The 25,939-nt window shown below is 60.4% G+C and carries 19 protein-coding genes; 7 read left to right on the forward strand and 12 right to left on the reverse strand.

The window, feature by feature from the left end:
* Nucleotides 1-12: 12 nt before the first annotated feature.
* From traC to ABIE62_RS05480, 8 genes are read right to left on the reverse strand one after another with little or no spacing between them, the layout of a single operon-like run.
* Nucleotides 13-2,559, reverse strand: coding sequence for a type IV secretion system protein TraC (traC, locus tag ABIE62_RS05445; RefSeq protein ID WP_354324230.1), 2,547 nt, complete (start codon nucleotides 2,557-2,559; stop codon nucleotides 13-15).
* Nucleotides 2,559-3,284, reverse strand: a complete 726-nt coding sequence (locus tag ABIE62_RS05450; RefSeq protein WP_354324231.1) for a phage virion morphogenesis protein — start codon at nucleotides 3,282-3,284, stop codon at nucleotides 2,559-2,561. Before ABIE62_RS05450 ends, traC begins: the two co-directional genes overlap by 1 nt.
* Nucleotides 3,285-3,289: 5 nt before the next feature.
* Nucleotides 3,290-4,180, reverse strand: coding sequence for a DsbC family protein (locus ABIE62_RS05455; RefSeq protein WP_354324233.1), 891 nt, complete (start codon nucleotides 4,178-4,180; stop codon nucleotides 3,290-3,292).
* Nucleotides 4,177-5,505, reverse strand: coding sequence for a TraB/TrbI/VirB10 family type IV secretion system protein (locus ABIE62_RS05460; RefSeq protein ID WP_354324235.1), 1,329 nt, complete (start codon nucleotides 5,503-5,505; stop codon nucleotides 4,177-4,179). The genes ABIE62_RS05455 and ABIE62_RS05460 overlap by 4 nt, the downstream gene beginning before the upstream one ends.
* Complete coding sequence (locus ABIE62_RS05465; RefSeq protein WP_354324236.1) at nucleotides 5,502-6,251, reverse strand: type-F conjugative transfer system secretin TraK; 750 nt, start codon at nucleotides 6,249-6,251, stop codon at nucleotides 5,502-5,504. Before ABIE62_RS05465 ends, ABIE62_RS05460 begins: the two co-directional genes overlap by 4 nt.
* The gene (locus tag ABIE62_RS05470; protein WP_354324237.1) at nucleotides 6,251-6,823 is read right to left on the reverse strand and encodes a type IV conjugative transfer system protein TraE; all 573 of its coding nucleotides are present in this window, start codon (nucleotides 6,821-6,823) and stop codon (nucleotides 6,251-6,253) included. Before ABIE62_RS05470 ends, ABIE62_RS05465 begins: the two co-directional genes overlap by 1 nt.
* A 12-nt stretch (nucleotides 6,824-6,835) precedes the next feature.
* Complete coding sequence (traL, locus tag ABIE62_RS05475; protein ID WP_066112198.1) at nucleotides 6,836-7,123, reverse strand: type IV conjugative transfer system protein TraL; 288 nt, start codon at nucleotides 7,121-7,123, stop codon at nucleotides 6,836-6,838.
* A 29-nt stretch (nucleotides 7,124-7,152) separates the two neighbouring features.
* Entirely contained in the window at nucleotides 7,153-7,428 is a 276-nt protein-coding gene (locus ABIE62_RS05480) for a hypothetical protein (RefSeq protein ID WP_354324513.1), read from the reverse strand.
* Nucleotides 7,429-7,844: 416 nt separating this feature from the next.
* Between ABIE62_RS05480 and ABIE62_RS05485 the strand changes: the two genes are divergently transcribed.
* From ABIE62_RS05485 to ABIE62_RS05495, 3 genes are read left to right on the forward strand one after another with little or no spacing between them, the layout of a single operon-like run.
* Nucleotides 7,845-8,297, forward strand: coding sequence for a helix-turn-helix domain-containing protein (locus ABIE62_RS05485; RefSeq protein WP_354324239.1), 453 nt, complete (start codon nucleotides 7,845-7,847; stop codon nucleotides 8,295-8,297).
* A 49-nt stretch (nucleotides 8,298-8,346) separates the two neighbouring features.
* A complete protein-coding gene (locus ABIE62_RS05490) occupies nucleotides 8,347-8,610 on the forward strand; it encodes a helix-turn-helix transcriptional regulator (protein ID WP_354324240.1) in 264 nt (87 codons plus the stop codon).
* 40 nt (nucleotides 8,611-8,650) lie between these two features.
* Nucleotides 8,651-9,343: a hypothetical protein gene (locus ABIE62_RS05495; RefSeq protein ID WP_354324242.1), complete on the forward strand. Its 693-nt coding sequence runs from the start codon at nucleotides 8,651-8,653 to the stop codon at nucleotides 9,341-9,343.
* Here the strand turns inward: ABIE62_RS05495 and ABIE62_RS05500 are convergent.
* The 4 genes from ABIE62_RS05500 to ABIE62_RS05515 all read right to left on the reverse strand — a co-directional run bounded on the left by ABIE62_RS05500 (nucleotide 9,325) and on the right by ABIE62_RS05515 (nucleotide 17,576).
* The gene (locus tag ABIE62_RS05500) at nucleotides 9,325-12,450 is read right to left on the reverse strand and encodes a C-terminal helicase domain-containing protein (RefSeq protein WP_354324244.1); all 3,126 of its coding nucleotides are present in this window, start codon (nucleotides 12,448-12,450) and stop codon (nucleotides 9,325-9,327) included. The two genes, ABIE62_RS05495 and ABIE62_RS05500, sit on opposite strands and share 19 nt — an antisense overlap.
* Entirely contained in the window at nucleotides 12,447-14,306 is a 1,860-nt protein-coding gene (locus ABIE62_RS05505) for a phospholipase D family protein (protein WP_354324246.1), read from the reverse strand. The genes ABIE62_RS05500 and ABIE62_RS05505 overlap by 4 nt, the downstream gene beginning before the upstream one ends.
* A complete protein-coding gene (locus ABIE62_RS05510; RefSeq protein WP_354324248.1) occupies nucleotides 14,296-15,462 on the reverse strand; it encodes a DUF6361 family protein in 1,167 nt (388 codons plus the stop codon). The genes ABIE62_RS05505 and ABIE62_RS05510 overlap by 11 nt, the downstream gene beginning before the upstream one ends.
* 71 nt (nucleotides 15,463-15,533) lie before the next feature.
* On the reverse strand, nucleotides 15,534-17,576 hold the full coding sequence (locus ABIE62_RS05515) for an AAA family ATPase (protein WP_354324250.1): 2,043 nt from the start codon (nucleotides 17,574-17,576) through the stop codon (nucleotides 15,534-15,536).
* A 137-nt stretch (nucleotides 17,577-17,713) separates the two neighbouring features.
* Between ABIE62_RS05515 and ABIE62_RS05520 the strand changes: the two genes are divergently transcribed.
* The 4 genes from ABIE62_RS05520 to ABIE62_RS05535 are packed head-to-tail and all read left to right on the forward strand — an operon-like array spanning nucleotide 17,714 to nucleotide 25,818.
* Entirely contained in the window at nucleotides 17,714-18,706 is a 993-nt protein-coding gene (locus ABIE62_RS05520; RefSeq protein ID WP_354324252.1) for a helix-turn-helix transcriptional regulator, read from the forward strand.
* A gap of 59 nt (nucleotides 18,707-18,765) precedes the next feature.
* Entirely contained in the window at nucleotides 18,766-21,480 is a 2,715-nt protein-coding gene (locus ABIE62_RS05525; RefSeq protein WP_354324253.1) for a PD-(D/E)XK nuclease family protein, read from the forward strand.
* Complete coding sequence (locus tag ABIE62_RS05530; protein ID WP_354324255.1) at nucleotides 21,473-24,646, forward strand: UvrD-helicase domain-containing protein; 3,174 nt, start codon at nucleotides 21,473-21,475, stop codon at nucleotides 24,644-24,646. The genes ABIE62_RS05525 and ABIE62_RS05530 overlap by 8 nt, the downstream gene beginning before the upstream one ends.
* A 38-nt stretch (nucleotides 24,647-24,684) precedes the next feature.
* Nucleotides 24,685-25,818, forward strand: a complete 1,134-nt coding sequence (locus ABIE62_RS05535; RefSeq protein WP_354324257.1) for a hypothetical protein — start codon at nucleotides 24,685-24,687, stop codon at nucleotides 25,816-25,818.
* The last annotated feature ends 121 nt before the right edge of the window (nucleotides 25,819-25,939 follow it).

The raw sequence follows: 25,939 nt of genomic DNA on the forward strand, positions 1-25,939 counted from the left end.
TGATCGGAATGGTCAGGACGATGGGCCAAAGGCGATGCGTTCGATCGCTTCGGCCAGCTGGTGTCCGCGCGCGACTTCGGCATCGATCGTAGCAAAGGTGTCGGGCGAGCTCGAGAACAACGTCGATGAGTACGCGTCGAGCACAAGCCGTCCGATCGCTTCGACCTCCGGGCCCTTGATGAAGACCTCGGAATAGTCATTGCCCGAGCGCTTGAGGCTGCGGATCAGCGTCTCGGTACGGTCATCCATGTCGAGACGCTTGGAGGCCTTGAAGTCGGCAATCGTCTCGGGCTTCTGCTGCAGGATCAGCATCCAGTCGCTGTTCTCGAGCGCGGCCGTTGCCCCGTCAGACTTGTAGTAATCGTTGAGCGACTGCGTCGCTGTTGCCAGCGCCCCGCCATATTTGCGGCAGGTGCGTGCATAGGTCTCGACGAACTCACCCATCGAGCCGCCCTTCAACATCGACCAGGCTTCATCGATCAGGAGCAGCTTGCGCACCTGCCGCGGGGTGCGGGTCATCGCCTGGCTGGTCATGAACATGATCGCCGAGAGCACGACTGCGCGCAGCTCCTCGCGCGCACCCAGATCAGACATCTCGAAGACCGTGAAATCGCTGTCGAGCGCGAGGCTCGCCTCGCCCTCGAAAAAGGCGCCATAGGTCCCGCCTGCCGTGTAAGGCGCTAGCGAGGTCGCAAGGTCATCGGCCATGTCGTGCCCGGTACGGCTGAGCGCTTCGCCGACGCTTGTGACCGTTGCTGCGGTGCCGGCCTCGTTCCAGACGGTGTTGACCGCCCGGTCGATCAGCCCGCGCTCGATATCGGAGAGCGCCGCCGAATGCCGTGCCATCTGGCCAATGATGGCCTTCACCATTCCGAAGCAGTCGAGCCGGTAGTCTTCGTCCTCGGCGGCGCGCGCGGCGTCGATCATCGAGAAGGGATTGAGGCAGAACCCCGCCTTCATCGTGAACTCGACAAAGCGGCCGCCCTGCAGCTTGACCGAATGCTCGAAGCTCCGGCCGTCATCGATCACGACCACCTGCGCGCCTGCACCGCGCAGCGCCGCGCACATCTCCTGCAGCAGCACCGACTTGCCCGACCCGGACTTGCCGCAGATCGCGACATTGTGATTGCCCGCCTCGTTCTCGAAGGGGGACCAGAAGAAGGGCTGGCCGCGCCGTCCGACAAACAGAAGGTGCGGGAGGGCGCTGCCGAGATACTCGCCCTGCATCGGGGCGATGTTGGCGGCCGTGGTCGACAGCAGCGTGCGGAAGCGCTTCAGGCGCTCCATGTCGGCCCCGAGGCCGTCAGCAAGGGTCATCGGCATAGCGGCAAGCAGGCCTTGAATCTGGAGAAAGCGCTCGTCGGCAAGGTCCCAGCCTGCCGCCTTGTAGATCGACTTGATGGCGCGCTCGTCGCTGTCGCCGCGGCCGAGCGGCGAGTAGGTGAGGAGGCCGTAGAAGACCCGCACGAGCCGCCGACCCTCCTGCAGCTCTGCCTGGACATGCTGCCACTCGGCCGCCTGTTCGCCGATGCGCGGCAAGAACCGCGCACTGCGCGTACCTGACAGGCTGGTGGTGCGCATAAACTTGAACCCGGCCTTTGCTTCGGCGGCTTCGCGGTCCGGATAGACGAGGCACAGCATCGTTGCCGCAGGGCAGGGGAAGCGCAGCTTGTCGGTGAACATGTCGCCGATCAGCCGCGCGCATTCCCACGGCGCCCAGCGGGCGGGCGTATTGCGCACCGAGAAATGCCGGACATCGAAGGCATCAGGATAGATCGTGCCGATCTCCGGCACGCCGCCATGGCTTTTGCCGGTCGGGCGGAACCGTTCGGTCGCAAGCCGCATGCGATCTTCCTCGACAAGAAGTTCGATATCATGGCGGATCGCCTGCGCCGCGATGGCATCATGAGGATTGTAGGCCGTCGCATCTTCCTGCGGCGCAGTGGTAGGTGAGGTCAGATCATCGATCAGCGCGATAAGACTCTCAGGGCCGACTTCGACCACCCCGAGGTTCAGCGAGCGCAGCATGGCGATGAGCCCATCGCGGGTCTGCTTCAATTCCTCATGACTGACGTGCTTGGCGGCAGGCACGCTCACCGAGACGATCACCTGGTGGTGGCGTGCATGAAACGGCGCATCAGCCGAGCCCGATTGCCAAACGAGACCATAGAGCCGTTTGGCACGGTGGCGCGCAATCGCCTCATAAACCCCGCCCTGAAGGTATCGCGGTGCAAACCACGGCCCGATAATCCGGCTGATGCGCGGGCTCGCCCATTGCAGCACCTGCAGGCACGCGCCGGGCGGCAGACCCTCTGAGAAGAATTGACCCAGGATCTCGCCGGTGCGCTCGTCGGCGCCGATCAGCGGCGTGACCGACAACACAAAGCCTTCGGAGCGCGCGTTGAGGTACAGCCGGTTTGCCGGATCATAGACCCGGTAAGGCAGCCAGTCCGACAACAGGTCGAGCATCAGGACTGGACGCCCCGCCTCGGCATGTTCGGCATCACCCAGCAGGCCGCTGAGCACGGAATCGACGACAGTTTTGATCCGCTGCGCCATCACATTGGCTCCTTGGAACCGGCTGCGTCACTCTTCGCGGCCTCAATCGCCTCGATGCTGGGATAGGTCAGTGCGCTGTGTGAGGCAGAAGGCCGAGGGGCTCGATCATGCGGGGACACTGGCATGTCGAACCCCTCGGCCGCCGGTGCATCAGCACCGGCATCAGCCTCGCGCGCCGTGGAGGGGAGGGCCAGCGGCGAGGCCAAGGGAAAAAGGTCATCGGAGGGCGATGGCGTAAACAGCTGCGAGGGATTGTCCTGGCTGTCCGGTGCGCCATCAGGATTGGTGGTGGACACCCGTTGCTCCTGCGCGGTCTTCAGCTGACGGCGCAGCTGCCGCATCAGCGGCGTTGCGGCCTCGCTGCCCGGCTTGCTGCGCAGCTCAGCCGCCCAGCGCGGGTTTTCGATGACTGTCCAGGCAACAGCCTCATCGTGCAGCGTTCCGGTCTCATCGACACGGGCTGGAAAGACGATCTTCAAGGTGCGCTCGGCCGTGCGCGCCTGATCGCCCGGGGCGACCATGCGGTGCGGGTGCACGGCGTTCACCGGGTTCTCTGTCTGCCTGATTTCGCTCGCAGCACGGGCATCGATGATGTGCGAAGGCGCGCAGGTGCCTTCGGGCGCACGGCACTGGAAGGAGCCTTCGACATTGGTGCCAAAGGTGGCGCAGCCGCTTAACAGGACGGCGAGGCTGGCGCACAGCGGAAGTCGAAAATTGCGACGCATGGCGATCATCCTTTCTTGGTCGGGGTTGGGGTCGGCGCAGTCTTCCCAGAGAGGAAAGCGCGGAGCACATGTGCTGGGCGGTAGCCCTCAATCACGGCGCCATCAGACGGGCGCACGATCACCGGCGTGCCCATGAAACCGTTCGCTTTCGCAAAGGCTTCGTTGGCATCGAGCCCGCTGGTGTCGCAGGGTTTGGGATTGGCGAGCGCAGTCCCGGCATAGGCCAGCCTCAGCGCAAGATCGGGCTTCGGCGCACAAAGCACCCGCTCGGCCTCGCGGCGGCTTTCCGGCCCGAAGATCGAAATCGGGCGTTCCTCGACCCGCGCGCCGATTGCCTTCAACTCCTCCTCGAGCTTCTTGCAATAGCCGCAGTTGAAGTCCGAAAAGACCACGGCCTTCAGGCCGTTCGGCGGCCCCCAGGTGATCGCGCCATTGGCCGGAAGGCCTGCAAGCGAAACCTTTGTTGCCGCTGCGCGCGGGGCCTGCTGCGCTCTATCTTGCGGCTCCGCGCTGCGCGGCGCTCCTGCGGTCAAAAGGTCAGGATTGAGCTCCAGCAACCGCGCAGCGGTCAGATCCTGACGCGTCTCCATGTCGTAGACACGGCCGATCACGAGATAGCGGGCTGCCCGGTCGACATAGAACAGCGTCGATTTAGAGGCGACCTCGCACAGGCCCCCGATCCCCTTGCAGTCGATCTGCGTGATCGGCGTCTTGGGCAGACGCAGTTCGAGCGCCTTCTTGACGGTGTCCGTGTCCGCAGCCTTGGTGGTACTTGCAAAGCTGGCGGCAGCCCAGCCTGTTGCAGCTGAAAGTGCTATGAGCGAGGCGAAGGCGGCAGCGGGCCGGATCCAGCGCGGCGCCTTGCGCTTTGGGGAGTGGTTTGCGTCAAGGATCATTGCGAATTCCTCACATAAACGCCGTCGAGAAAGACGATCTCGACCGCGATGCCGGTCGGCATTTCGACGACGGGTTGGTATTGTTCGGCGCGTTCGATGAGATACCGGCTGACCGTGTCAGCCGCCTCGCCCGCGCCCTGGCCGAGACCGCCAGCGACAATGTCAGTCGCTGACAAGGAGGGGCGCTGCTGGCCAGCGCCAAGCTGTCCGGCGAAAATGCCATTGGCATTGGCTGAGAAGCCGCGCCCGAACCCGCCGACAATGCCAGCCAGCAAAGCCTGGCTGACCAGATTGCCTTCCCGGCTGACGACACGCCCGCGCACACCGGATTTACCGGCAAAGCTGATGAAGCCCTTGACCTCGCTTACCGCGACCCGGCCACCAGGCTGATCGCAGGTCATGCGGGCCAGCTTCACATAGACCTTCTCCGAAGAGAGATCGCCGCGGGCTGCCCCGTTGACGATGCAGCCTTCGATACGCGTCGTCAGCACCTTGCCATTCTGCATGACCGAGCGCGCTGGCCCGGTGATCCGCAGCACCACCGGCAGTGGATCGGTCTGGCTGCTGACCCCGGTAGAGGCATCGACGCCCACGATCACCCGCGCCGAGGCATAGGAGTTGGGCGGCAGGTAATCGGGAGAGTCCTCGACCACCACCGGAGGCACTTCAGGCCGCATGGACCGGGCACCGCCGCCTGCTGCCTTGTCGCTGCCAAAGCTCATCAGCTTGACTTCGCCCGGGGCCGCAAAGACCGGCTCTGCGATATTCGGCGCTCCTGCTCCAACCGAAGTTGGCGCGCGTCCGCGGGCATCATAGCCGCCCGCTTGCGGGCCGTAGGCTGGCAGCGGCGCGCTTGGTGGGGGCGGAGCGCTCTGGCTCGCAAGCCGCGAGCGCAATTCAGCATTTTCTGCCGAGATTGCGTCGATCGCCGCCTGGCCGTCGGTCCGCATCGCCTGGTTTTCTGACTTGAGCGCGGCGAGCTGTGCCTCGATCTCCGAGCGCGGAACGCTCGTGTCCTTCAGCGCCTTTTGCTCACGCGACACCGCATCGAGCCGATTGCCATAAGTTGCCACGAACTCACGCTGGGAGAGGTCTCGGTTCACGAGACCCGCCGTATCGATTGTCTGCGGTGCATCAGGGTCGCTTCCCTTGGCGCCGTCATCGCCCCCGAGGATGAACCAGCTGCCGCTTGCAAGGATGGCCGCGCCAATCGTGCCGAGCAGCAGCTTCTGGCGGCGCGCGGTCTTGGCATTGAGATCCGCAACCGGCGAGGTTGTCGCCTTCTCGGCCTGAGCCGGGACGGGAGGGGTGGGAGCGTCGCTCATTGGCCCTGCTCCCCGTTGCCACCGACAACAAAGGCGGTGGTGCTCATGCCCGGTGCGAGCACTGGGCTGACAATTGCGATCGCTAGGGCGCCAGCGGGCGCAAGGTCGCGCTCTGCAAGAGTGACGTTTTGCGCGCCGCGGTTGGCGATGCGGATGACTTTGCCGGCAAGGCTGCTGCCCCGGTAATCGGCAATCAGCTGAACCTCGAGGTCGCCGACGCGCGCGGGCGGCGCAGCCAGTTGCCGTACCTCGAAGCCCTCGACCGACCGGTCGTCCGCCATCGCTTGAATGAGCCGCACCGCGCTCGCGGTGAGCGGGGTCTCTTTCTCCCAATCCGCCGCCATGTTCCGGGCAATCGCCGGATTGGTGATGAAGACCTGGACAGCAGGGATTTGCTCGATCCGGCAGGCAACCTTGTAGACGAAGCCCTTGCGGGTCGTGGCAAAAAAGCTGATCGAGCGGGCCGCGAAGGTCTCGGGCACCGAAACATAGATATCGCCCCGCAGCGGCTCGTTGGTCACCGCAAAATCATTGTACGGCGTGCCGCTGGAAATCTTCGAGACGCTCGCAAACTGATCGTCGATCAGCGCAAAACGGGTGAGCTCGCGCGCGGACACCGCGCATTCGATGCTCGACCCATCGGCGGCTTGTTTGAACTGGTCAGCGGCAAGAGCAGGGCAAGCAAAGGCGAGAGCGCTGGCACAGGCGAGCCTCTTCGCGCGTCGCAAGGCATGGGCGTAAGCCATCAACGGGCCTCCTTGGATGTCTCTTTGGTGGGGAGCTGGGCGAACCCGGCAAGCGAGAGCCTCAGCCCGCGATAGGTCCAGGTGAACCGGAAACGGCGATCATCGCTGGCAATCACCTGCGCGCCCACGAAGGTCTTGAGCGTGCCCGTAACCTCTGAGGTGAGGCCTCTGGGATCGACCGTCATCGAGCGGATGATGAAGGCCTGGGTGACGTCCGAGCCGCGCTGCTCGGCGACGATCTTCACGAGGTCGGCTTTGAGTTGGCCATGGCTGACCGGGTCGGCGAGCTTCAGAATCTCGCCCATCCAGTAGTCGAGACCCTCCGGGCTGCGGTTGAGCAGCACCAGCGCGGTATCGCGGGTCACGAGCTCAAGGTAGTCGGCATCGACCCCGGCGCTGCTGACAGTGAGTTCGCGCGGCAGCGTGGGCAGCAGGACAACCTCGCGGTCACGTGTCGCAGCTAGGCTTGTGGCAACGACAAGCGCGATCCCGAGACCGGCACTGGTCAGTGCAAACAGATTGCGTTGGCGCAGCAGCGTCTGCTGGCGCTCATGGGAAATGTCGGCAAACATGAGTGTCTCCCCTCAACCGGCAAGCAGGCGGCAGTGGGAAGGCGGCGTGGATTTCAGACCCAGCAATCCGGCCGGCAGATACCAATAGGCGGCATGGGCTACCCAGGAGCTGGCGCGTCCTGCTTTTGCCTTTCGCAGCGCGAACCAGGCGCCGAACGCAACAATAATGCCGATAAAGATATGCTGGCTGAGGATCCCCCAGGTGAAGGGGACAATCATCCCGGCAAACTCGTCGATGGTCCAAAAGCCAATAAGCTCTGGATCGTCGAGCCGCCGGGGGATGATGTAGGGATCTGCCATGAGAACGCCGCCTTCCCGTGTCCGATGCGTCAGATGATCGCGGTCACGACCGAGGTGACGATCGGAACACCCGTGCCGACGCCGATGCCGACACCCACCGGCACAGCGACCTGGCCGAGCGAGAAGCGACCGGAGGCAAGGCCAATGAGGCCGCCAGCAAGGCTGAGCACGGTGATGATCTTGCCGCCCGAGCCCTCGAGGAAGTTCGTGAACTGGGCGAGCGCCGGATCGAAGGTTGTATCAGCGCCTGCAAAAGCTGCGCCTGCAGCGAGGCTGGCGATGAGCACGGGGATGGCAAAGGTCATCGCCCGGTTGGCTTTGGCGGTGCGCTGGTGGGACGCGCCAGTGCGTCTGTGGAAGGGGAGGGACTGCATAAAGAACTCCGTGTGGGAGGGTGGAACAGCGTTCTTTCGTTCGCTGTGTGTTCTCTATGCATCTAGGAAGTTGGCGTAGGAAAGTTCGAACGAAGCCGATGGCCCGCAGGCGGATGCATACGGACATTGGGAACGGGCTTTGGCGGTGAATGCGACCTTAAACAGCCACTTGATTGAGGTAACCTGTCGGTCTTTCCCATCATGCGTGTCGGCATTCCACGCCGAATCAAGCTCTGAGATTGATTCACCTAGAAACGAGATGTTCGCTATATGTTCTAAATTGTTTCCTACATGCGCTGCGCGCGATAAGCCTTCGACTCACATGCTCATCCAGAGGAGTCGTCACCATGCATCAATCCGCCGACCATACGAATGCGAGCCTCGCTCGCGTCCTGACCCACGCCATCGAAACGGCCGACAAGCCGAAGCATCAGATCGCCAGTGAGGCAGGCATCCATCGTGAAACCCTCCTCAAGGTCATGCGCGGCCAGCGTGCCATCAGCATCGACAGGGCTGTGCGGATCTTCGAGGTCTGCGGCGCATGTCCTCACGCAGCCATCGTGTTGACGCTTGCCGGTGAAGAGGTGCTGGCCTGCGAATGGATGCACCGCGACATGGGCGCATTCCTTGATGAATTCATCACGAGCTTGCCTGGGCAGCTCGATCGCACCCTCGGTCGCCGGGTGGCGGACCTCAGGCCGCGCTGGGCAACCGGCACTTCCCAGCTCGTGGCCAAGCTGCTCGCCAAACACATTGATGATCTCGCCAATCGCGACATCGCCATGTCCCTGACCCGCTGAAGCAGGGCAACTCGGAGGGGACCGAGCCAAGAACCCGACAGGAACGTCAATGACTGCAAATTCCAAACCCGCCGAAGTTAGCGCCGACGCCGCTGCTAGAATCGAACCTGCCAGCACACACCCGCCGCGTCTTCTGCGCCTGCCTGAGGTTATGGACCGGGTGGGGCTTCGCCGTTCGGCGATCTATCAGCGCATGAGCGAGGGTCGTTTTCCCAAATGCCGCACGCTGGGCGCCAGATGCTCGGTCTGGGTGGAAGCCGAGATCAATGCCTGGATCGATAGCATCGTTTGCTCTTCAAACCACGCTGACTGATTGTCTATGCCGTTGGATTTCCTTCAGCTATGTCCAAGACATGGTTTATCGATACCCGGCGGGCGATCCGCTTCACCCTGAAGCGTTGAAGGAAAAGCAACGGCTTTGCCGCGATGCCTTTCCTACGCCTTTAGCCCTCCGGGCTCATCGCGCCTTATCGTGGCTTCGCCGCGCTGAGATTGAAGACGCGGACCATGATGTTCGCTTCATCCTGCTGTGGATTGGCTTCAATGCGGCCTATGCGGGCGACGTTGAAGCATCGGCAAGCAGCTCAGCACCCGAGGGCGAGCGAGGCTTGTTTCAGGCGTTTTTCTCCACCTTGGTGAAGTTTGACGGGCGCCACCGCGTTTATGATGCGGTCTGGGACCGTTTCAGTCAGGAGATCCGGCTGCTCCTCGACAATCGCTATGTCTTTCATACCTTTTGGCAGCATAAAAATGGCGTCCCAGGCTACGCTGATTGGGATCAAAGGCTTGAGCGTAGCCGGACTGCTGTGAAAAACGCGCTGAGAGAGCACGACACAGCCCGAATACTATCGATCCTGTTCGACCGACTCTACGTTCTGCGCAATCAGCTGGTGCACGGTGGGTCGACCTGGAACAGCGACGTCAATCGCGATCAGGTTCGCGATGGTGCTTCGCTGCTAGGCTGCCTCCTGCCCATCTTTATCGATCTCATGATGGACAATCCGCAGCACGAGTGGCCGATGCCCAATTACCCCGTCGTGGATTGATTTGGTTCGATACTCAAACGAGTTCCTGGTCTCAGCGAAATCTGAAGCTCGGCCAGCTCACCCATGATCTCCTCGCTCATCCCGGAGAAGAGTTCGATCATCTCGTCTTGCCGCGGTTGGCCAAATGCAAGTCGATAGGTGGCGAGAGACTTCTTCAGGTTCTCATAGCGTTCGATCTCACGGCTGAACGGTGGCATCAGCACCACGCGCTCGATCTTCGCGTCGCCAGGATAGATCCAGTAGGGTACGATATCCCCAGGATGCCCATCGGCCGTCTGCTGATCCTCCGCCTCCCTAAACATCGCGGTCCATGGCGCCTCGACACCGACCAGCGCCGAGGCGCAAGCGCCAAAATCTGCCACAATGTTTCGGCGCACAGCATGGTTCTTGAAGCGATGGACGCGCCCCTCACGCTGCTCGATATCAACCGGATTACGCGGAAGATTCCAGTGGACGATCCGCGAACAATATGGGTGAAAGTCGAGCCCCTCTTGACCGATCGACGTGGATGCCAGCACGAACGGGCGAAAAGGTGATTTGAAAGCAGCCTGGACCAGGGTGGTTCGGCGCACGCCCTTTTCTTCTTCGGCTTTGGTTGCAAACCGCATGGCGAACCGAGCGCGGATCTCGAATGTCTCATCCTGCAAGCGAGAGCGGCCGGCAGTCCATTGGTCGAGCGTAATCTGAGCCGGCCGCAGGGCGACAACCTCGACCACTTTGATGGCGATGGTCCGGGCCCGTTCGATTGCATCGGCTTGCTCGGCGCGCTCACCTTCAAGGACCAGGTGCAGATACTCATCCAGCACTGCAGCAAGATCATTCTGCGCTGCGTGAGCATTGATCTGGCGCCAATAGTTGAGCGGCGAAGCTTCCTCGAGCAGAGCCCGGCTTTCCGGCTGATTGTAGAGGCTGCGAAAACCAAGCGCGATCACGATAGACGCACCGATGAGCACAGGATCGTCGATCTTCAGTTCTGGGCAAAGGCGAGCGAGGGCCCGAAGTGCGCATATGGCAGGCGAGCCAAGCGCAGATTCCGCAAGTTTGTCGAGAATGTCCCTTGAATCCGGATCACCTTGGTGATCGTCGGATGAAAGCGCCGCATCGATGACGTCGATCGTCCGTGCCATAGCGCCATGCTCTTCGTGCGCCTCATGATCGATAGCGGCGACGCGGCCCCAATCTACGCCGCGGCCGAGCTCGGCCTCGATGGCAAGAGGAAGCAGACGGTCGGACCGCTCCGCCAGTCGAGCAAGACAGGACGGATCGAGGCGTTCCCTGAGAGCCTGACGAGCTTGGGTAAGCAAATCGGTATAACTGGTGGCTCGCCCATAGCGCTGCTCGAGCTGCAAGGGATCAACCCAAGCCGCAAGGGTCGGAGAAGGACACAACATCGGCATCATTTCTTCGACACCGATTGGACGGCTTGTGCGTCCCACCAGGTCCGGCGACATGTTCATGCGTCGGCTTGCTTCATGTGAGAGCAGCGCTGCAATCGCATCCGGGACCATCGACCAATCCGAGAAGACCAGTGTCTTTGTCGCCGGAACGGGATCTCCGAATGACGGACGGGACGGAGGAACCCAGAGCGCGCGATCAAGGCCGTTTTGGAACGCAGTGTCGGCGAGGGCGCGCATCCGTCCGTTACGAAGCGGGATCTCTTCGAAGTTTTCGACCTGAGCCTTGTCGATCAAAAAGGGTGCGGCGGCTCTGATCGCCGTCCGCAGTTCCTTGGCTGGCCGCAACTTGACTGTCTGCAGCCGTTCTCGCAGCTTGTACCCACGCATGAAGTTGAGAAGATAAGGCGACGATTTCCAATACTCGATGACGCCCGGCGCGCCGACCAGCTCTGCCACCTGCGCGACTGCTTTCGCTTCCCGCAGGTCATCCGTCTCGACCGTCAGCGGCGGCTTCAACTCTCTGACCAGCGAGTTGCGGTCGGAAGTGGAGTCTACGCGCTCCGTCCGAGCGATAACCTGGCTGAGGATGTGGTGGACGCGGTCGCGCTGGATGCGTGCGGCCAATCTTGACTGAGGCATGGCCTGCAGCGCCCGCCGGAATTGGGAGAGCTCAATCTCAAGTTCCCGGACACGCGCTTCGCCGTCTACGTCGCCGAATAGAAAGCGCATGGTTCGCAGAAAATCGCTGTAGTGATCGCCTTCTTCGGGATCGTCGCTGCTCAAACTGAGCATTCGGTAAGGCGTAGCGGACAGCAACAGCAAACGTGCCGCAGAACCGTCGGAGCCCGAGTATGAAAACAGTGCCCGAGCAAGCTCCGCAGCCGCTGCCTTTTCGGGCGAAACGTTCTCATCATGCTCATGCAGCAATTCAGCAAAACGTTGGAACTCGTCCAGAATGATGAGATCCGGGGTAAGGGCGTCGACGCAAATCCGTGCAAGGATCCGGCGAAGTTCGCCGATTATCGCGGCCGGTCGCTGGTCGGACGGGTAGTCCGGCTTCTTCTGGTTCCGCGCCAGTTCCGCTGCTTCGCGAATGCGCTCAATGAAATCATCCCCGACGGCTGCGTTGAATTTCTCGGATATCTCCTTCGAAATCGGCTGGACGCGCATCCAGTCTGTCCAGCCGGGCCAATTGTCTGGAGTCACTCCGCCGCGAAAAATGCGCTGCACGCCGCGATGCCGGATGCCAATCCTCTTTCGCAGCATCTCATAGATGAGCGCGCGCTCCTTTGCCGTCCCCAACGACGACTTGAGATCGAGTGCGGTTCCCGGCGTTAGACTGATGAGATTGATGGGCCTGGACCCGATCCCTCCCTTCAAATCCATTTCAAGCGGCAGAAGCGTGAGGCGGGTGTTCAGCGGCTTCGTCGCTGATCCGATGACATTGAGCGATTTGATATTCTGTTCGGCTATCGCCTGGTTGGAGCAGATGTAGACGACATCAATCCGGTCAACCTTCCCGGTCAGTTCTTCGATCGTCTTGGCGATAACGCCACGCGCAACCATGGTTTTTCCCAGGCCGACTTCATCGGCAACGAGAAACTGGCGCGTGGGAGAGGCATCCGTAAACAGACGCTGGAACACATAATCGACCGTGGCGCGCTGGAAAGGCTTCAAAAGCGCCAGATGATCGTCCGCCCGGTAGGTCATACCCGCGCTCCTTTGCTGCCTAAGAGCGGCGCAAAGCTTGACCAAAGTGCGAGAAACTCTGGCGGCACAAGGCTCGGACCCGCGGGATCTTCAAGACGCTTGATGAGCTGATCAATTTCGAGGAGCTCGCCGCTATCAAGGCTCAACGCGCGAACCATCGGCTCAAGCAGGGATGCTCCGCCCTGGCCAAGCCTTCGCAGCCATTGCCCCTCGCCGGCAGCCTCGCTTTCGAGGAAGCTACCTTCACCCAAACTACCGAGGAGCAGGCTGAGATACCGGAAGAAGTTCTCGACATTCGCAATATGAGCTCTGAGCACGGCAGCGTCGCGCCCATCGGGCACCCCGACGAGGCGTGCGCCAAGGGTGAAGGCGATCTCCACGCCCGTCTCATCGTCGCGAAGGCGAATGGCCAACCAACGGGTGACCTCGCTCAAAGGCACCGAACCGAGTGCCAATCGAGGCTGCGCTCTCGAGAACAGCGCAGCGGCGTCATGCCCGCGCTCGTTCGCCACTGTGATTGCGCGGATGGAACAGCTTACCCCGTCGGGCAGTTCGAGCGATGGGGCTTTCCCTGCGATCTCCGCCTCGAGCGCGACGGTATCCGTCAGCTGCGTGCAGTGAAGGTCAAGAGCGATCGACGCGATTTTGATCCGGAGTTTGTCGAGTACCTTCTCGGCTGCCGCTGCGGCATCCTGCTCAGGCGGCTCAGAGGGCGTGTAAGGGGCGAGAAGGCGCCGAAATCCCTCGGAAAAAACCGCATCCTCGATGGTTCCCATCCGCGATTTCGGGCCATCAAGCGTCGCCATTATCTCGACATTCTGCGTCCGGCCTTGGTGGGTTGGGACGAGTGCAGCGGTCGTTGCATTGGCAGAACCAAGATGAATGTGCAGGCGTGATCCGCGCTCGACCACATAGGCTTTGGCATGAAGACCTTCGAGATCGGCTGAAAAGACCTCTTCCCGGTCTTCTTCCTCGTACTCGGTCGCGCGGTCTTCGAGAGTATGTAGCTCAAATCGTTTGCGAATGTCGGGCTTGATGCAGTCAAGTTCCTCCGCGCGAGCAATGAGTTGGCAAGCCGCAGGATCATCGTAGCCCGATGCCAATTGCTGAAGCGCTTTGCCGCTTACAAACGGCGACAGAATTGCAATGCGCTCGCCCTTTTGAGGCGCCCAAGCTCCCGCTTCAACGCCATTAACGGCAAAGCGAACCTTCGTTGCGCCGGCTGGAAGATCTTCCCACCAGCAGCGGGACAGATCGCGCAGCAGAGAAGGCAAGAATTTTGGCGGTGTCGGCCGATTGGCTGCATTTGCCATGCTTGGAAGAGCGCGTAGAAGCGCAACGACTGGCTCGTTGTCTTCGCAAACCTCGTCAGCGACCGTGCCGTCGAGACAGAGCGCCAAGTCCCAGCATCGATCATTGGTCAGGTTGCGAGAAAGGATCGCCAGCCGCATGCGAACCGGCATGCCCTTACGATCTGGCTGGAAGCGAATGCACCACAATTTGGGGTGAAATGCGCCGCCTCCCGGGGCCGAAACCTCGGTGATCGTTTTCTCATAGAGGGCCATCAGGCGGGCCGCACTCGGACGCGCTTCCTTGATGCGGCCACGATCGCAGTAGATCGCCATCCGGCTCGCCATCCGTTCTACGCTCTGCAGCAGAGCCAAGGGGCTCCGCAGCATTTCGTCACGATTCTCGGCGTCGCGAAACACGATTGCGATTGGGATCGCGAGGGCAGTCTCGAAATCGAGGGAATAGGTGGTGGCTACGGCGTGATCGAACCTGTAGCCATCTGGCGAACGCATGAGCGCTGTGTAGAGTTCGCGATTTTCAGGGTCGAAGGCAGGGTCAACCGGCATCAGCAAGCTCCCCGAGGTAGCGGCTGGCGATACCCCATCTGAAATCGAGCCGCGCGTCACCTGATGCACCTGACCAACGTTCAAGCGGCGCATCGTGTAGGAGCCTCGCCTTCCTGTGTTTCAGCCCATGCTCTCGCTGCTTGATCAGCTCTATTGCCGCTTGATCGGTTTCGATGGTGCCACCGCTGTCCCGCACAATTGTCACCCATCCTCGGATGAAGTCTCGCGACGGCTTGGTGAGGTTATGGCTGGTCTTGCCGATCAGAGCGAAAAGATCATCGAGATCCCAATCGTTCAACGACAGATTGTCGAGCTCCGACTTCCAGTCTTCAATGCTCGCGCGGTAGTGTGCTGCTAAATCAGCAGCATCGGCGTGCGTTTTGGCGTTCGGCCGATCCGCAGCACGAAGGGCGAGGAGCAGATTGTAAAGAAGGCTGGCTCCGTACATCACGCCGGAAAATCGTTCGGCGTGCCGGAGGATTGCGCGATTGTAGTCTGATATGGTGTCGACGCCGACTTGCCAGGGCCAATCCTCCGTGAAGGTTTTGCCCTTGCGCGCCAGTTCGTTCAGCAAGCTGTTAGCTGCGTGACTTTCAAGCCGGTCTCGCAAGAAGTCCGCTTCGCCTTTTTCGAGCGTAAAGGAAGCCTCATCCAAGAGGTTTGCCGGCGCCTTAGGAAGGTTTGACGCCCAAAGTTTGAGATCATGATCTTTCAAGCTCTCGGGACCATATGACAGAAATGTTGACTGGCTGCCCGACAGCCCCCGAATGCCGAGCGTGCTCAAGCCTGCCCAATAAACGCTTGATGCAAGGCGCTTCAGGTTTCGCCCGGCGTCGCGCCCGATCACACCGACAGTCTCGCCGCCACGGAGCAGTGCTTCGCTCAACTGGAATTCGAGCTCGCGCGCGATCGCTGCGCGCTCCGCCTGTGTGGCCTTACGGCTCTGGGCCTCTTGGTAGATCCAAGGGATGAACAGCATGTAACGCAGCCGTGTCTGGATGGTGCTTGTCCCCGGAAAGAGGAGATCGGCAAGTCCGTCACGAACCGTGCCGAGGCCGAGCTCGTCTCGGGCCTCGGGCTGTTTGAACAGGTCGATCAGTGTTTGAGCGCGGCGACGCTCTTCGGGGTCAAAATCAATCCAGGCGAGATAGGACATCAAGGTTTCTCAACTACATATGGATGATGGTGTCAATCGAGAGGGGGTCGCAACACGCGATCCATTATCACTCAGGCAGCTTTTTGATCGGGGTTTTGGAAGCGCGAACTTGGCTCGAGGGACGGCAATTGGAATCCGACAGGTCCCCTGGTGGTTTCTCCGCGTGCTTCGATTTCCTCAAGGAGCCATCTGACCAGAACCCCCGGGTCGCGCTCACCCAGCAATCGCGCGCGATGCGCGACAACCGCAAAGTCACCGGGAGTCTGCCCCTCGTGAAGCGGAAAACGCTGCGGCCAGCTGAGTGCGAAGGTTTTCTCGAAAAACGCCTTTACCTGGCTTTGCGTCATCGCCTTGAATGACGTGCGAATGGTGAAACGGCGCTGGGTTGCAGCATCGAAGTTGTCCGCGAGGTTCGTCGTCGCGACGAAGGGCGCGCGCAAATGCTCGAGCTGGACCAGCATCTCGTTCACTTGCCTTACCTCCCAGCTGCGCTGTCCCGCCTCACGCCGGTACAGGAAGCTCTCGGCCTCATCGATCAGGAGCAGGGCACCGCGCTCTGCTGCGCTGGCAAAGGCCTCGGCAATGTTCTGCTCGGTCTCGCCCACAAATGGGCTCATCAGATCTGATGCCCGCCGCTCTTCGATCTCGATCCCCATCAGCTCGGCAAGATGCCTGGCAAAGGCTGATTTGCCTGTGCCGGATGGTCCAGAAAGCAGCAGGCTCCATGCTCGATCCGGTGAAGCGGCCAGTTGCTGGGATAAACGCTTGAGGTCCGTTTCTGCGTTCGACAATCGCGGATCATAGGTCGACCGCGTGCAGATCTCGGGCTTACATGACTGACCGAGGCCGCGCATGACACTGTGGATCGCAGTTTTTGCCACCTCCGCTCCGCCGCTCGTCAACTTGGCGGCATTGAGCCCGGCTGCGACCACCGCAGGGGGCGCCTTGATACTGGCAAGGTCGCGCAACTCCGCTGAGTTTAGCGATAGCGAAACATTCTCGGCCGACCGCCTCACAATTCGTTCGCGTACGGCAAAGCGAGGCCTGTCGAACCCAATCGCCAGTGTCATTCGCCTGAGGACTGCAGGACTCAGCTGCGACCGATCATTGACGATCCAGATGGTAGACACTTCGGGGTTCTCGACCAGTCGGTGAATCCATTGCTTCGAGGTCGGCCGGCGTTCGCTGATCCTCAGAACGTCGTCTGCCTCGTCGACAATGATGACCCGATCTCGGTGGTGACGGCACATGGCGCGCAGCACCATAAGATGGTCAAGTCGCTCCGACCGGTCAGGCTCGTTGCCGTAGTCATCCGCTAGCCCAGCGAAAGTTGCTCCGCTGCCCGCCTTAGCAGCGAGTGTCCGCGCAAATTCGGTCTTGCCTGTGCCGGGGTCGCCGAACAGAAGAATGCTGACAGGGTGTCTGGTCGCAAGAACCTTCAATGCGATGTCTCGCAGCGGGTTGAGATGTTCGAAATCGTCCCAGCCCAGCGCACCAAGTTCGGGCTCGGGCAAAAGCCAGCGCAGCATCTCCTCCCGCGTTGCGGCGTTCAAACAGATGAGGCGCTTGAGCAGAGAGCTCAGGCTGTATTCGCCATCGCGATCATCATTGATGAGCCGCGATGCGAAGAGCGGCGATCCCTGAACAAGCCTTTGCTCTGCCATATTGCTTGGAAGGCTGGCGAGGCGTCCGATCACCCTCGGGGACAAGTTGCTGCATGAGAACGGTCCGCGCCGCACCAGTTCGCGCCAGCTCTCGTATCGTCCCCAGCGCGCAAAAACGCCCAGAATGACCGTGTCGGCTGGCTCAAGGCCAAACAGATCGCTGATCCAGGACAGGAGCCGATCGAGCTCTGTCGTTTCACCGGGCGTTGATGTCAGCTGGCGAGCGATAACCTTCGTTTCGGCGATCGTAGGGCTTTCACGATTGGCGATCCTGCGCAGTCCAGGGACGGGTGTTTCCCGTTCGATAAGCTCGATCAAATCCTCGCCGGAGCGTTTCAATTGATGCGCTGTCAGGCTTTGCAGGATTTTTGCTGCAGCCTGCGCGAAGTGTGCGGCTTCGCCCTTGGTGTCGAGATCGAGATTGGTTTGATAAGGCGAGCGGCGTGCCATGATAGCGGTGGTTTCCCTCTGGTTTGGTTCCGGCCATGACCTTAAACCACCGATGTGCGACAAAATTGGTCATATAATTGCATCAACTGTTCGATCCAGCTTGCTCACTGCGAACAAATAGTTAGCAGTGCTTGTTCATGTCACAGCGCCTCAGCAACCTCGATCGCACCCTCAAACTTGTGCACGCGCTCACCCAGAGCATCGAAGGCCTTACCCTGGACGAAATGGCGGCCTTGCTCGGAGTGAACCGCCGCACGGTTGAGCGAATGCGCAATGTGATCTTGATCCACTTCGACCTTGAGGAAATGGTCGATGGCCGCATCAAGCGCTTCAGGATCAAGGATAGCCCTGGCCGAGCCTATGCCCGGCCGAGTTCAGCTGAGGTGGCTGCGCTTCAATCCGTGGTCGAAGCAGGGCGGCGAGAAGGTACGGCTAACACCGATGCCCTCGAGAAGCTGCTTTCCAAGACCAAAATTGCCTTCGACAGCGCCGAGCGGCGCCGTCTCGACAATGATCTGGAGCTCCTGACCAAGCTGCAACGATCACGCGTTGCGGCAGGGCCAGCAGTAATGGTTTCTCCGGAAGACCTCACAACAATCCAGTCGGCAATCCTTGCCAGCCATTGTGTTGATTTCGACTATCGACCGGGTTGGGCAGATGAGCCTTCTTGGCGGAGGGTCATCCCTTTTGGCCTGATCCATGGACCGATCACGTACCTTCTCGGAAAGATGCCTGACCGGGACGATCCACCCTTTACCTTCCGGCTCGACCGGATGACCAACGTGCGGGACAGCGGGGTCGTGGGTTGTCCGCCGGAGGACTGGGATCTCGATGCCTGGATGGCCCGAAGCTTCGGCATCTGGCAAGAGGCTGACCACGACATCGTTTTGAGAATTCTGCCCCATGCCACCGAGCGGGCCCGCGCCTGGCGATTTCATCCCAAACAACAGATCGAAGAAGATGGCGAAGAGCTCGTGGTTCGCTTCAGTTCCGGAGGCTTGGTCGAGCTGGCCAACCACCTGTTTGGCTGGGCAGGGGACCTGATCATCGAGCAGCCGGAGGGGCTCAAAGACGTTATGTGCGAACGACTTGCCGCCGCCCAAACTATGGTGCGACCAGATTTGTCGTAAGCGAGAGGCAGGGAACAAGCGCGTCGGCAGTCAGCAGAGCGCTGGGGGGAAATTTTTTGATGTTTGAAGACTGTTATCTCCGGATCGGGGACGCGCCCTTTACGAGCTGCATGCCGCTTAACGCGCAACTGCTCGCCAGCCTTTATGCTCTGCGCCATTCAACCGAAAAGCCTGTCCGCGAAGCCCTCGAGCAGCTTGGTGAAGCTGCACCATGGGCGGAAAGCTATGCAATCGCGCCGGAGCAAACGGCAGCAGCGGTGAGCGCGATGCTGCGTCACCTGATGATGGCGACAAGCGATCTTGATCCGGCATCTATCACAACCGAATGCTTGCCCGCCGGCACGCGGGCGCGCCTTCACCTTGAGGCTCTCTCGAACCTTTGGTCGGGCAATCAGGACCTTCTTCCTGCCGATCTTGCGGCACTGAAAGCTTTTCTGGCCTGCGATGTGGGTGATGCGCTTCAGTCCTTAGATGTCGTGTGGGATCGCAATCGGGAAGATCTGACGCGTATGGAGCGCTCCGTTCTTGAGCGCCTCGAGCGTCATCACGGCAGATTGATCGATGAGGACCCTGATTTCGGCCGGCTTATCGCTGCGCGTAAACACCACTCAGCTTCGCCATCGACATTCCTGGGTCATGCGCAGCGTCATCTGCTTGATGCTCATGCGTCTCCTGCACCCCTAGACGACAGCCTCGCCGTTCTTTCCGTCCGCGACTCTTTGACCGAATGCGAGGCGGCCGCAGCCATAATCCAGCGCTGGCTTGCCGAAGATCAAGACCTCAAGCAGAGCGACATCGGCGTCATCGTACCGCCCAATAGCGAATATGGTCTCTATCTCGCCGAAAGCCTGCAGCATGCAGGATTGAGTGCGTCGTCTTTGCCAAGCCCCTGCGCGCGCCGAAATGTCGGACCGGAAGCGCTTTTGCATTTCCTCCAATGTCGTCGGCGCCCGGCGCCCGCGATGGCGCTTGCATCGCTTTATTGTTCGCCAGTCCTGTGTTGGCCTCCCGAATTGGGCAACGCGCTCGCCACAGCTGCGATGTCAGGCGATTTTGCACCGCGCCTGACCTATGATCTGACCGGCAATCAGGCGGCATTGTTTTCGCTGATCCGCTCGCCTTCGCCTGCAACCAATGGGCAGCTCAAAGAGCAAATCCGATCCTTCGTGCGGCTCCTCAGTCAAAGCAGCGCATTTGCGCAGGATGTTTTCGAGGCCAAGCAGCATGCGGCACGCGTCATCAACGCGCTTGGCAATGGTCAGGATGCTGGTGAGGCGGAGCTCGAAAGGGCCATCAAGATCGCTGCGGCCTATCAGGCAGAAGCTGCATCAAGGGCCCCATACTTTCTTGGCGGTCTCTCTGTGATGCTCGCGCATGAGGCGCCAAAGCGAGCCTATCGCAAGCTGCTTCTGCTGGGCTTCAACGACGGACAATATCCCTCAACCCCGTCCGGCAACCCTTTCTTTCTCGATAGTGAAGTGGCCCTGATCGCCGACCGGACTGGCATTCAGCTGCCATCGCAGGCGAGGCAGCTCGGCAATGCGCTCGATCTGTTCAATCGCCAGATGGCTGCTGCGAGCGAGCAGGTGATTGTCCTTCTCTCCGAGCGCGATCGCGCCGGCAACGCGCAGTCCGTCTCATCGAGCTTGCCGCTGATCTCCCGGCTCGTTGAAGGCATCGATGATCCAGAGACGCTGATTGAACCGCTCAGCCATAGCGATGGGACGATCTGGGACCGACTGGTCAGCTGGAAACCACGTCCGGTCATCGAGCCGAAGGCCTATCCCGAGGTCCCGGCGCACTACGAATTCGAATTTGATCTCCTCAGCCTGCGCAAGAAAGACGACGGCACACCGCGCGCGCAAAGCCCGAGCCGGCTTGAGAAGCTGCTGGTCAGCCCGCTCGCCTGGGTGTTGGCCGAACTCGAGGCCGAACATGTCTCATGGCAGCCCGAGACGCTCGACGTGATGCTGCGCGGGTCGCTTGCTCACGAAGTGTTCGAACGCATCTTCCCGCCAGGGAAAGACCACCCTTCGCCTGAACAGATCGAAGCCGAGGTTCCCAAACTGCTTCTTGACCGCATCCGCGCCATCGCGCCGTTCCTGCAGACCTCTGCATGGACCGTAGAGCGCAACATGCTTGAGACGGAGATCATCAAATCCGCCAAGCATTGGTCGCTGGTTCTCAAGTCTTTGGACGCAGAGATCGTGGGCAATGAATTCTGGCTGGGCGGCAGTCTGTTCGATCACCCCATTCATGGGAAGGCCGATTGCCTGCTGCGGCTGCCCAACGGGCAACCAGTCGTTGTCGACTACAAGAAAAGCAGTTCCGGCAACCGGCGTGACCGGCTTCAAAAGGGGTGGGATCTGCAAGTCGATCTCTACCGCCGGATGGAGGTTCGGGTGGATGAGCGCAGCGGCGAAGGTGTCATTCGGATTGCGGAGACTTTGACCAGTTGGCCGACGCCGCCAGCGGTCGCTTACCACACGCTCAATGATGGCAATCTGCTGCTCAACGGTGTCGACGACCTGGACAACGCTGAGGTCGAACTTGTCGGCGGCGACATTGCCAAGAATGCCGTCTCACTCATTTCCGCAAGGTTCAAGGCGCTCAAAGCGGGCCGCTTGGAAACCAACACCACGGCTGACGCCAAGTCTTTCCAGAAATCAGCCGCCCTCAGCACCTATGCGCTCGAAGACAGTCCGCTCATCGCAGCGTTCATGCGCGACGACACAGCGCCGTCAGTAAGCTTCACGGATAATCAAAATGACTGAACTTTCGATTGTGCCGGCAGGGGCAGGGGCGGGCAAAACCCACCACATTCAGGAAACCCTTACCCAGTGGGTGAGGGAAGGAAAGGTGCGGCCCGAGCGCATATTGGCCGTTACCTTCACCGAGGCCGCTGCTGGCGAACTGCGCCAGCGGATCAGGAGTGCGCTGATCAGTGATGGCAATCTCCAGGCGGCGCTCGCTGTCGAACGGGCCTATGTCTCGACCATTCATGGTCTCGGCCGGCGCCTGCTGATCGAGCATGCCTTTGCGTCCGGGTCATCGCCGCAGCAGCGCTTGATCGCCGAAGATGAGCAGGACCTGCTGATCCGCCGCTCGATCGAGGAAAATGATGCGCTGCGCGAGCTGTCGCGTAACCTCGCGGCATTCGGCTATCGCGGCAGTTTTGTTTCGGACGAAAGTGCTGAAGACAGTTTTCGCAAACGGCTTTTGGGCGTCATCGCGCTGCTGCGAACGCTTGGCCCGCGCGGCAGTGATCCGGCTATGGCCGATTTTGTCGAAGCATCGATCCGGCAAGGCTATGGCGAGCCGCAGGGCAGGACTGATGCACTGGCAGCCGGGTTGAAGGCAGCCGTCGACGACCTGCTTCATGCCTTCCCGAGATCCTTGGCCGAGACTGCAACCAATGCGACCGCAAAGAGCGACTTCCGGGAAAATTTCCAGGCGCTCAAACAGTCTGCGCAGATGCTGGCAGGAGAGGGCAAGGACTGGCGTCTGTGGCAGAAGCTCCGCGGTCTTCGTCAGTCGAAGCGCGGCAGCCCGACCCCCGATGGATACGACGACTTGGCAGATGCAGTCATGGCGGCCGCCGACAAACTCGTCTCCCATCCGGGCCCGCTTGAAGATGCCATTCTCCACGCGCGCGCGTTGGTCGAGGGCGCTCAGGCAGCCATGTCTGACTATGAAACCCGCAAGCGAGAGCTTGGCGTTATCGACTTCAGCGATATGGTGACGAACGCCGCGAGGATCCTCGACGAAAAGCCTGAAGTCCTTGCAGCAATCATGGACGAAGTGGACTGCGTCATTGTCGACGAGTTCCAGGACACAAACCCGATCCAGTTTACCTTCCTGTGGTCATTGGCGCGCCAAGCCAAGCATGCGCTGATTGTGGGCGACACCAAACAGGCGATCATGGGTTTTCAGGGCGCTGATCCGCGGCTCACGGTCGCCCTCACGAACCAGTTCGAAACCAGCCCGCTCCATCGCAACTGGCGTTCCGATGCGCGGATCATGGATTTCGTCAATGCGCTCGGCCCGTGTCTCTTTGGCGAAGATTACACGCCGCTGACTGCACAGAATCGAGCAGGACCTGACACTGCGCTGGAGGTGATGCAGCTGGCTTGCAAACGCAATTCGAGGTCCAGCGGCAAACCTCAGCATTTCATTGCCGACAAGCTTTTGTCGCTGCTGGCCGACGAGAAGATTGTGATCATTGATCGTCACTCGAAGAAGCTGCGAGAACTCGAGCCGCGAGACATTGCCGTTCTGTGCCCAACGCATAGTCATTGTGCGAGCTATGCAGGTGCTCTGCGCTCGCTGGGATTGCCAGTACGCGTGGCTGAAGGCGGCTGGTGGCAGAGCAAGGTGGTTCAGGCCGCCTGCTTCGCTCTCCGCGTCGCCGTGGACCCCAATGACCGCCACGCGACAATATGCATGGCGACCTTGGGGCCGGGCGCAACGCCTCTTCCCGAAGCGCTCGGCGCGCTTGCGCAGCATGGTCGCATAGCTGCGCCGGAGCTCGCGGGGCTGGAAGCGCTCTGGCCCGAGTCCCTTGCCACCCCTGTTGATCACCTTGTTCATCAGGTGATCCGGGCATCAGGACTTCGGGAGTGGTGCGATCTGCTCGATGACCCGCCGCAGATGAGAGCAGACCTGCTGCGCTTTGAGGCAGAAGCGGGAGCCTTCATGGAGGCTCACCGTGACATGCGCGAGGCCTCCGGCTTTTATGGTCAAAGCGCCAACGTGTTCCTGGGATGGCTCGAGAACAAGGTTGGCTTGAAGGGTGAGGACCTGCGGCCCAATCCCGCAAGCGCTGAAGCAGACGGGATCGAGATTGTGACCTGGCACGCGTCCAAGGGACGCGAATGGCCGATCGTCGTAGTTTGCGGATTGGACCACAAGTTCGACCCCAGACCTGCGACATTCAGCACGAAGTTTCCCGGTTTTGACAATCTCGACCATGTTATTGGCGAGGCAACTCTGGCCTATGCGCCGGAGTTTGCCGCGCCCGAAGCGACCGATCGTTTTCTCGAAGAGCTCTACCCGGAGTGCGAAGAAACGGCGCGTCGGTTGCTCTACGTGGCGCTCACGCGAGCGCGCAATCGCCTCATTATTGAGTGGCCGCAGGATGACGAGAAGGTCGAGCCACCATTGCCGATCACGGCCCGCCGTCTGATGAACGATGTCTGCGGCGTCACGCTGCAGGGAAATCAGATAACTATCAATGCGGACAGCTTTTCTGCTCGCATGACGATCTGCGACAAGGAAATCCCGGCTTCCTTCGCAGCTGAAACCCGGGTTGCCTTGGATGCGTCGGCTCGCGAGCTGCGTTTCGCCATTGAACAGCGACCAGTCATGGAGCTGGAGCCGGTGGTCAGCCCGTCACTGGCGCTTTCAACTCATCGCCCGTTGCCGCGTGAGATCGAGACCAGAGCGATTGCGGATGGTGTTCGGCTCTCAGGCACGGATCTCGCCCAGGCAACGGATAAGGGAACTGCTGTTCACGAGGCTTTGCGGATCCTGCTGTGCCGACCAGATTTGAGAGATAGGGTGGGCCAGCATTGCCGGGCGTCCGAGGCCGAGGTCGAGCTTCTCGCGAAGCAGGCGCAAGCACTTGGTCAGACACTCACGGATCTCGGCTATCCCCGTCTGCATGTCGAACAGCCAATCGAGTTCGAGCTGGCCGATGGAGGACGTCAGAGCATCATCGTCGATCTGATCGCCGAGGGGACCGACGGCTTTATGATCGTCGATCACAAGAGTGGTCCCGTTGTTGACCACGCTCTGCGTTTCGAAAGCTACTGGCCGCAGCTGGTGGCGTACATCGATGCAGTCGGCACAAAGGGCGGAAGGGCGGTTGCTGGGGCAGCCATTTTTTGGACGGAGACTGGCGAGCTAACGATCGGACGAGATCCTAGGCCGAGCGTGTGACGCATCAACCGGGAACAGTTTGCTTGGGAAGCGAAGCCATGACGATGATTAGCGCAGCCGACTTTCAGAGACACTTTGACCGGTTCCAGATGCTCATAACTGCTGAGAGCAAGGGGCACCCTTTCACCGATTTCGCTGTAGGCAAAATCGCCGCGTGGGAAGGCTACAAGCCGACTTTGCGTAAGGCTGCCCTTGAGCGGCTTTCTTCCGACGCTTGGTCTCGTGATAACATCGGGTCTGGTTCGATTGTTGAGCACGCCATTGACAGCATCGAGATACAGGAGGCCAAGGCAAATCTCGTTAATAACCTTGTGTTCTGGCAAAACCGCTTTGGGCATGCCAACCGAGATCATGGCGTCCTTCTCGAAGCGCGCAATAGCCGTGGCCTGAAGGAAGCGCTGGATACATTGCTATTCGAACTCTATCGGGGAGAACGCGAGGAAGGCGTGATTTTCGAAGAGCTCGCGGAACTCACTGGGCGCAAATACCCGCTGATCGCCTATCTTCACTTCCTGAAGGACGATAGCCGCTTCATGCCGATCCAGCCAACGGGCTTTGATCGCGCTTTTGCGGCGTTGAACCTGGAGTTCTCGACGCGGCAGCAGTGCACTTGGGACAACTACCAGACGTTCAATCAGACACTGTTGCAGCTCGTCCCGCTAATTGAGGAAGCGGCCGGCATTCGTGATGTCAGGCTGATAGATGCCCATTCATTCTGTTGGATATATGCCCACCTGCTGAAGTTGGAGGCCGAAGGCGCGATTGGCCAAACTACATTAGGCAAAGACGCAGGCCGTGTGATCGGCGGACGAGAAAAGTCTGTCATCGCCATGCGCTTATCGATCGAGGACACGGTTAGGAAATCGAACGGACAAACCGTCGAACGCACGATCAAGAACAAGGAATCCGGCCATACAGCGCAAGAGCTCGAAGCTCTTCTCGCCGAAATGCTTGATCTGCAGGGAAACCGCTGCGCGCTGACCGGTATCCCTTTCCACTTTCATGGCCCTAACGCTGACAGCAATCTTTTGCCGTCTCCAGACAGGATCGACAGCGGCGGGCACTACGTCCGGGGAAATATCCAGATCGTGTGCCGCTTTGTAAATTTCTGGAAAGGGGCAAGTGACAACGAGGAGTTCAAGGAACTCTTGATGCTTGTGAGATCGGTCTGATTGCTCGCCATCCTTCCGATGGTCAGTCTCGGCTGAAAGACGCAGGGCATCTAGATGTCTTGCAAGAGAAAATGAGGGATCAAGTGGTTCATTGGCCCAAGATGCGACCGTTTTTGACGTA

This window comes from Porphyrobacter sp. MBR-155, assembly GCF_040547625.1.
Classification (GTDB): domain Bacteria; phylum Pseudomonadota; class Alphaproteobacteria; order Sphingomonadales; family Sphingomonadaceae; genus Erythrobacter.

Bases quoted from the DNA above. Each gene is read 5' to 3' on its own strand.
- ABIE62_RS05460 (WP_354324235.1), bottom strand. From the start codon at position 5,505: ATGAGCGACGCTCCCACCCCTCCCGTCCCGGCTCAGGCCGAGAAGGCG.
- ABIE62_RS05490 (WP_354324240.1), top strand. From the start codon at position 8,347: ATGACTGCAAATTCCAAACCCGCCGAAGTTAGCGCCGACGCCGCTGCT.
- ABIE62_RS05465 (WP_354324236.1), bottom strand. From the start codon at position 6,251: ATGGCTTACGCCCATGCCTTGCGACGCGCGAAGAGGCTCGCCTGTGCC.
- ABIE62_RS05495 (WP_354324242.1), top strand. From the start codon at position 8,651: ATGGTTTATCGATACCCGGCGGGCGATCCGCTTCACCCTGAAGCGTTG.
- ABIE62_RS05470 (WP_354324237.1), bottom strand. From the start codon at position 6,823: ATGTTTGCCGACATTTCCCATGAGCGCCAGCAGACGCTGCTGCGCCAA.
- ABIE62_RS05535 (WP_354324257.1), top strand. From the start codon at position 24,685: ATGACGATGATTAGCGCAGCCGACTTTCAGAGACACTTTGACCGGTTC.
- ABIE62_RS05505 (WP_354324246.1), bottom strand. From the start codon at position 14,306: ATGCCGGTTGACCCTGCCTTCGACCCTGAAAATCGCGAACTCTACACA.
- ABIE62_RS05500 (WP_354324244.1), bottom strand. From the start codon at position 12,450: ATGACCTACCGGGCGGACGATCATCTGGCGCTTTTGAAGCCTTTCCAG.
- ABIE62_RS05480 (WP_354324513.1), bottom strand. From the start codon at position 7,428: ATGACCTTTGCCATCCCCGTGCTCATCGCCAGCCTCGCTGCAGGCGCA.
- ABIE62_RS05520 (WP_354324252.1), top strand. From the start codon at position 17,714: ATGTCACAGCGCCTCAGCAACCTCGATCGCACCCTCAAACTTGTGCAC.
- traC (WP_354324230.1), bottom strand. From the start codon at position 2,559: ATGGCGCAGCGGATCAAAACTGTCGTCGATTCCGTGCTCAGCGGCCTG.
- ABIE62_RS05450 (WP_354324231.1), bottom strand. From the start codon at position 3,284: ATGCGTCGCAATTTTCGACTTCCGCTGTGCGCCAGCCTCGCCGTCCTG.
- ABIE62_RS05455 (WP_354324233.1), bottom strand. From the start codon at position 4,180: ATGATCCTTGACGCAAACCACTCCCCAAAGCGCAAGGCGCCGCGCTGG.
- ABIE62_RS05525 (WP_354324253.1), top strand. From the start codon at position 18,766: ATGTTTGAAGACTGTTATCTCCGGATCGGGGACGCGCCCTTTACGAGC.
- traL (WP_066112198.1), bottom strand. From the start codon at position 7,123: ATGGCAGATCCCTACATCATCCCCCGGCGGCTCGACGATCCAGAGCTT.
- ABIE62_RS05485 (WP_354324239.1), top strand. From the start codon at position 7,845: ATGCATCAATCCGCCGACCATACGAATGCGAGCCTCGCTCGCGTCCTG.
- ABIE62_RS05510 (WP_354324248.1), bottom strand. From the start codon at position 15,462: ATGTCCTATCTCGCCTGGATTGATTTTGACCCCGAAGAGCGTCGCCGC.
- ABIE62_RS05515 (WP_354324250.1), bottom strand. From the start codon at position 17,576: ATGGCACGCCGCTCGCCTTATCAAACCAATCTCGATCTCGACACCAAG.
- ABIE62_RS05530 (WP_354324255.1), top strand. From the start codon at position 21,473: ATGACTGAACTTTCGATTGTGCCGGCAGGGGCAGGGGCGGGCAAAACC.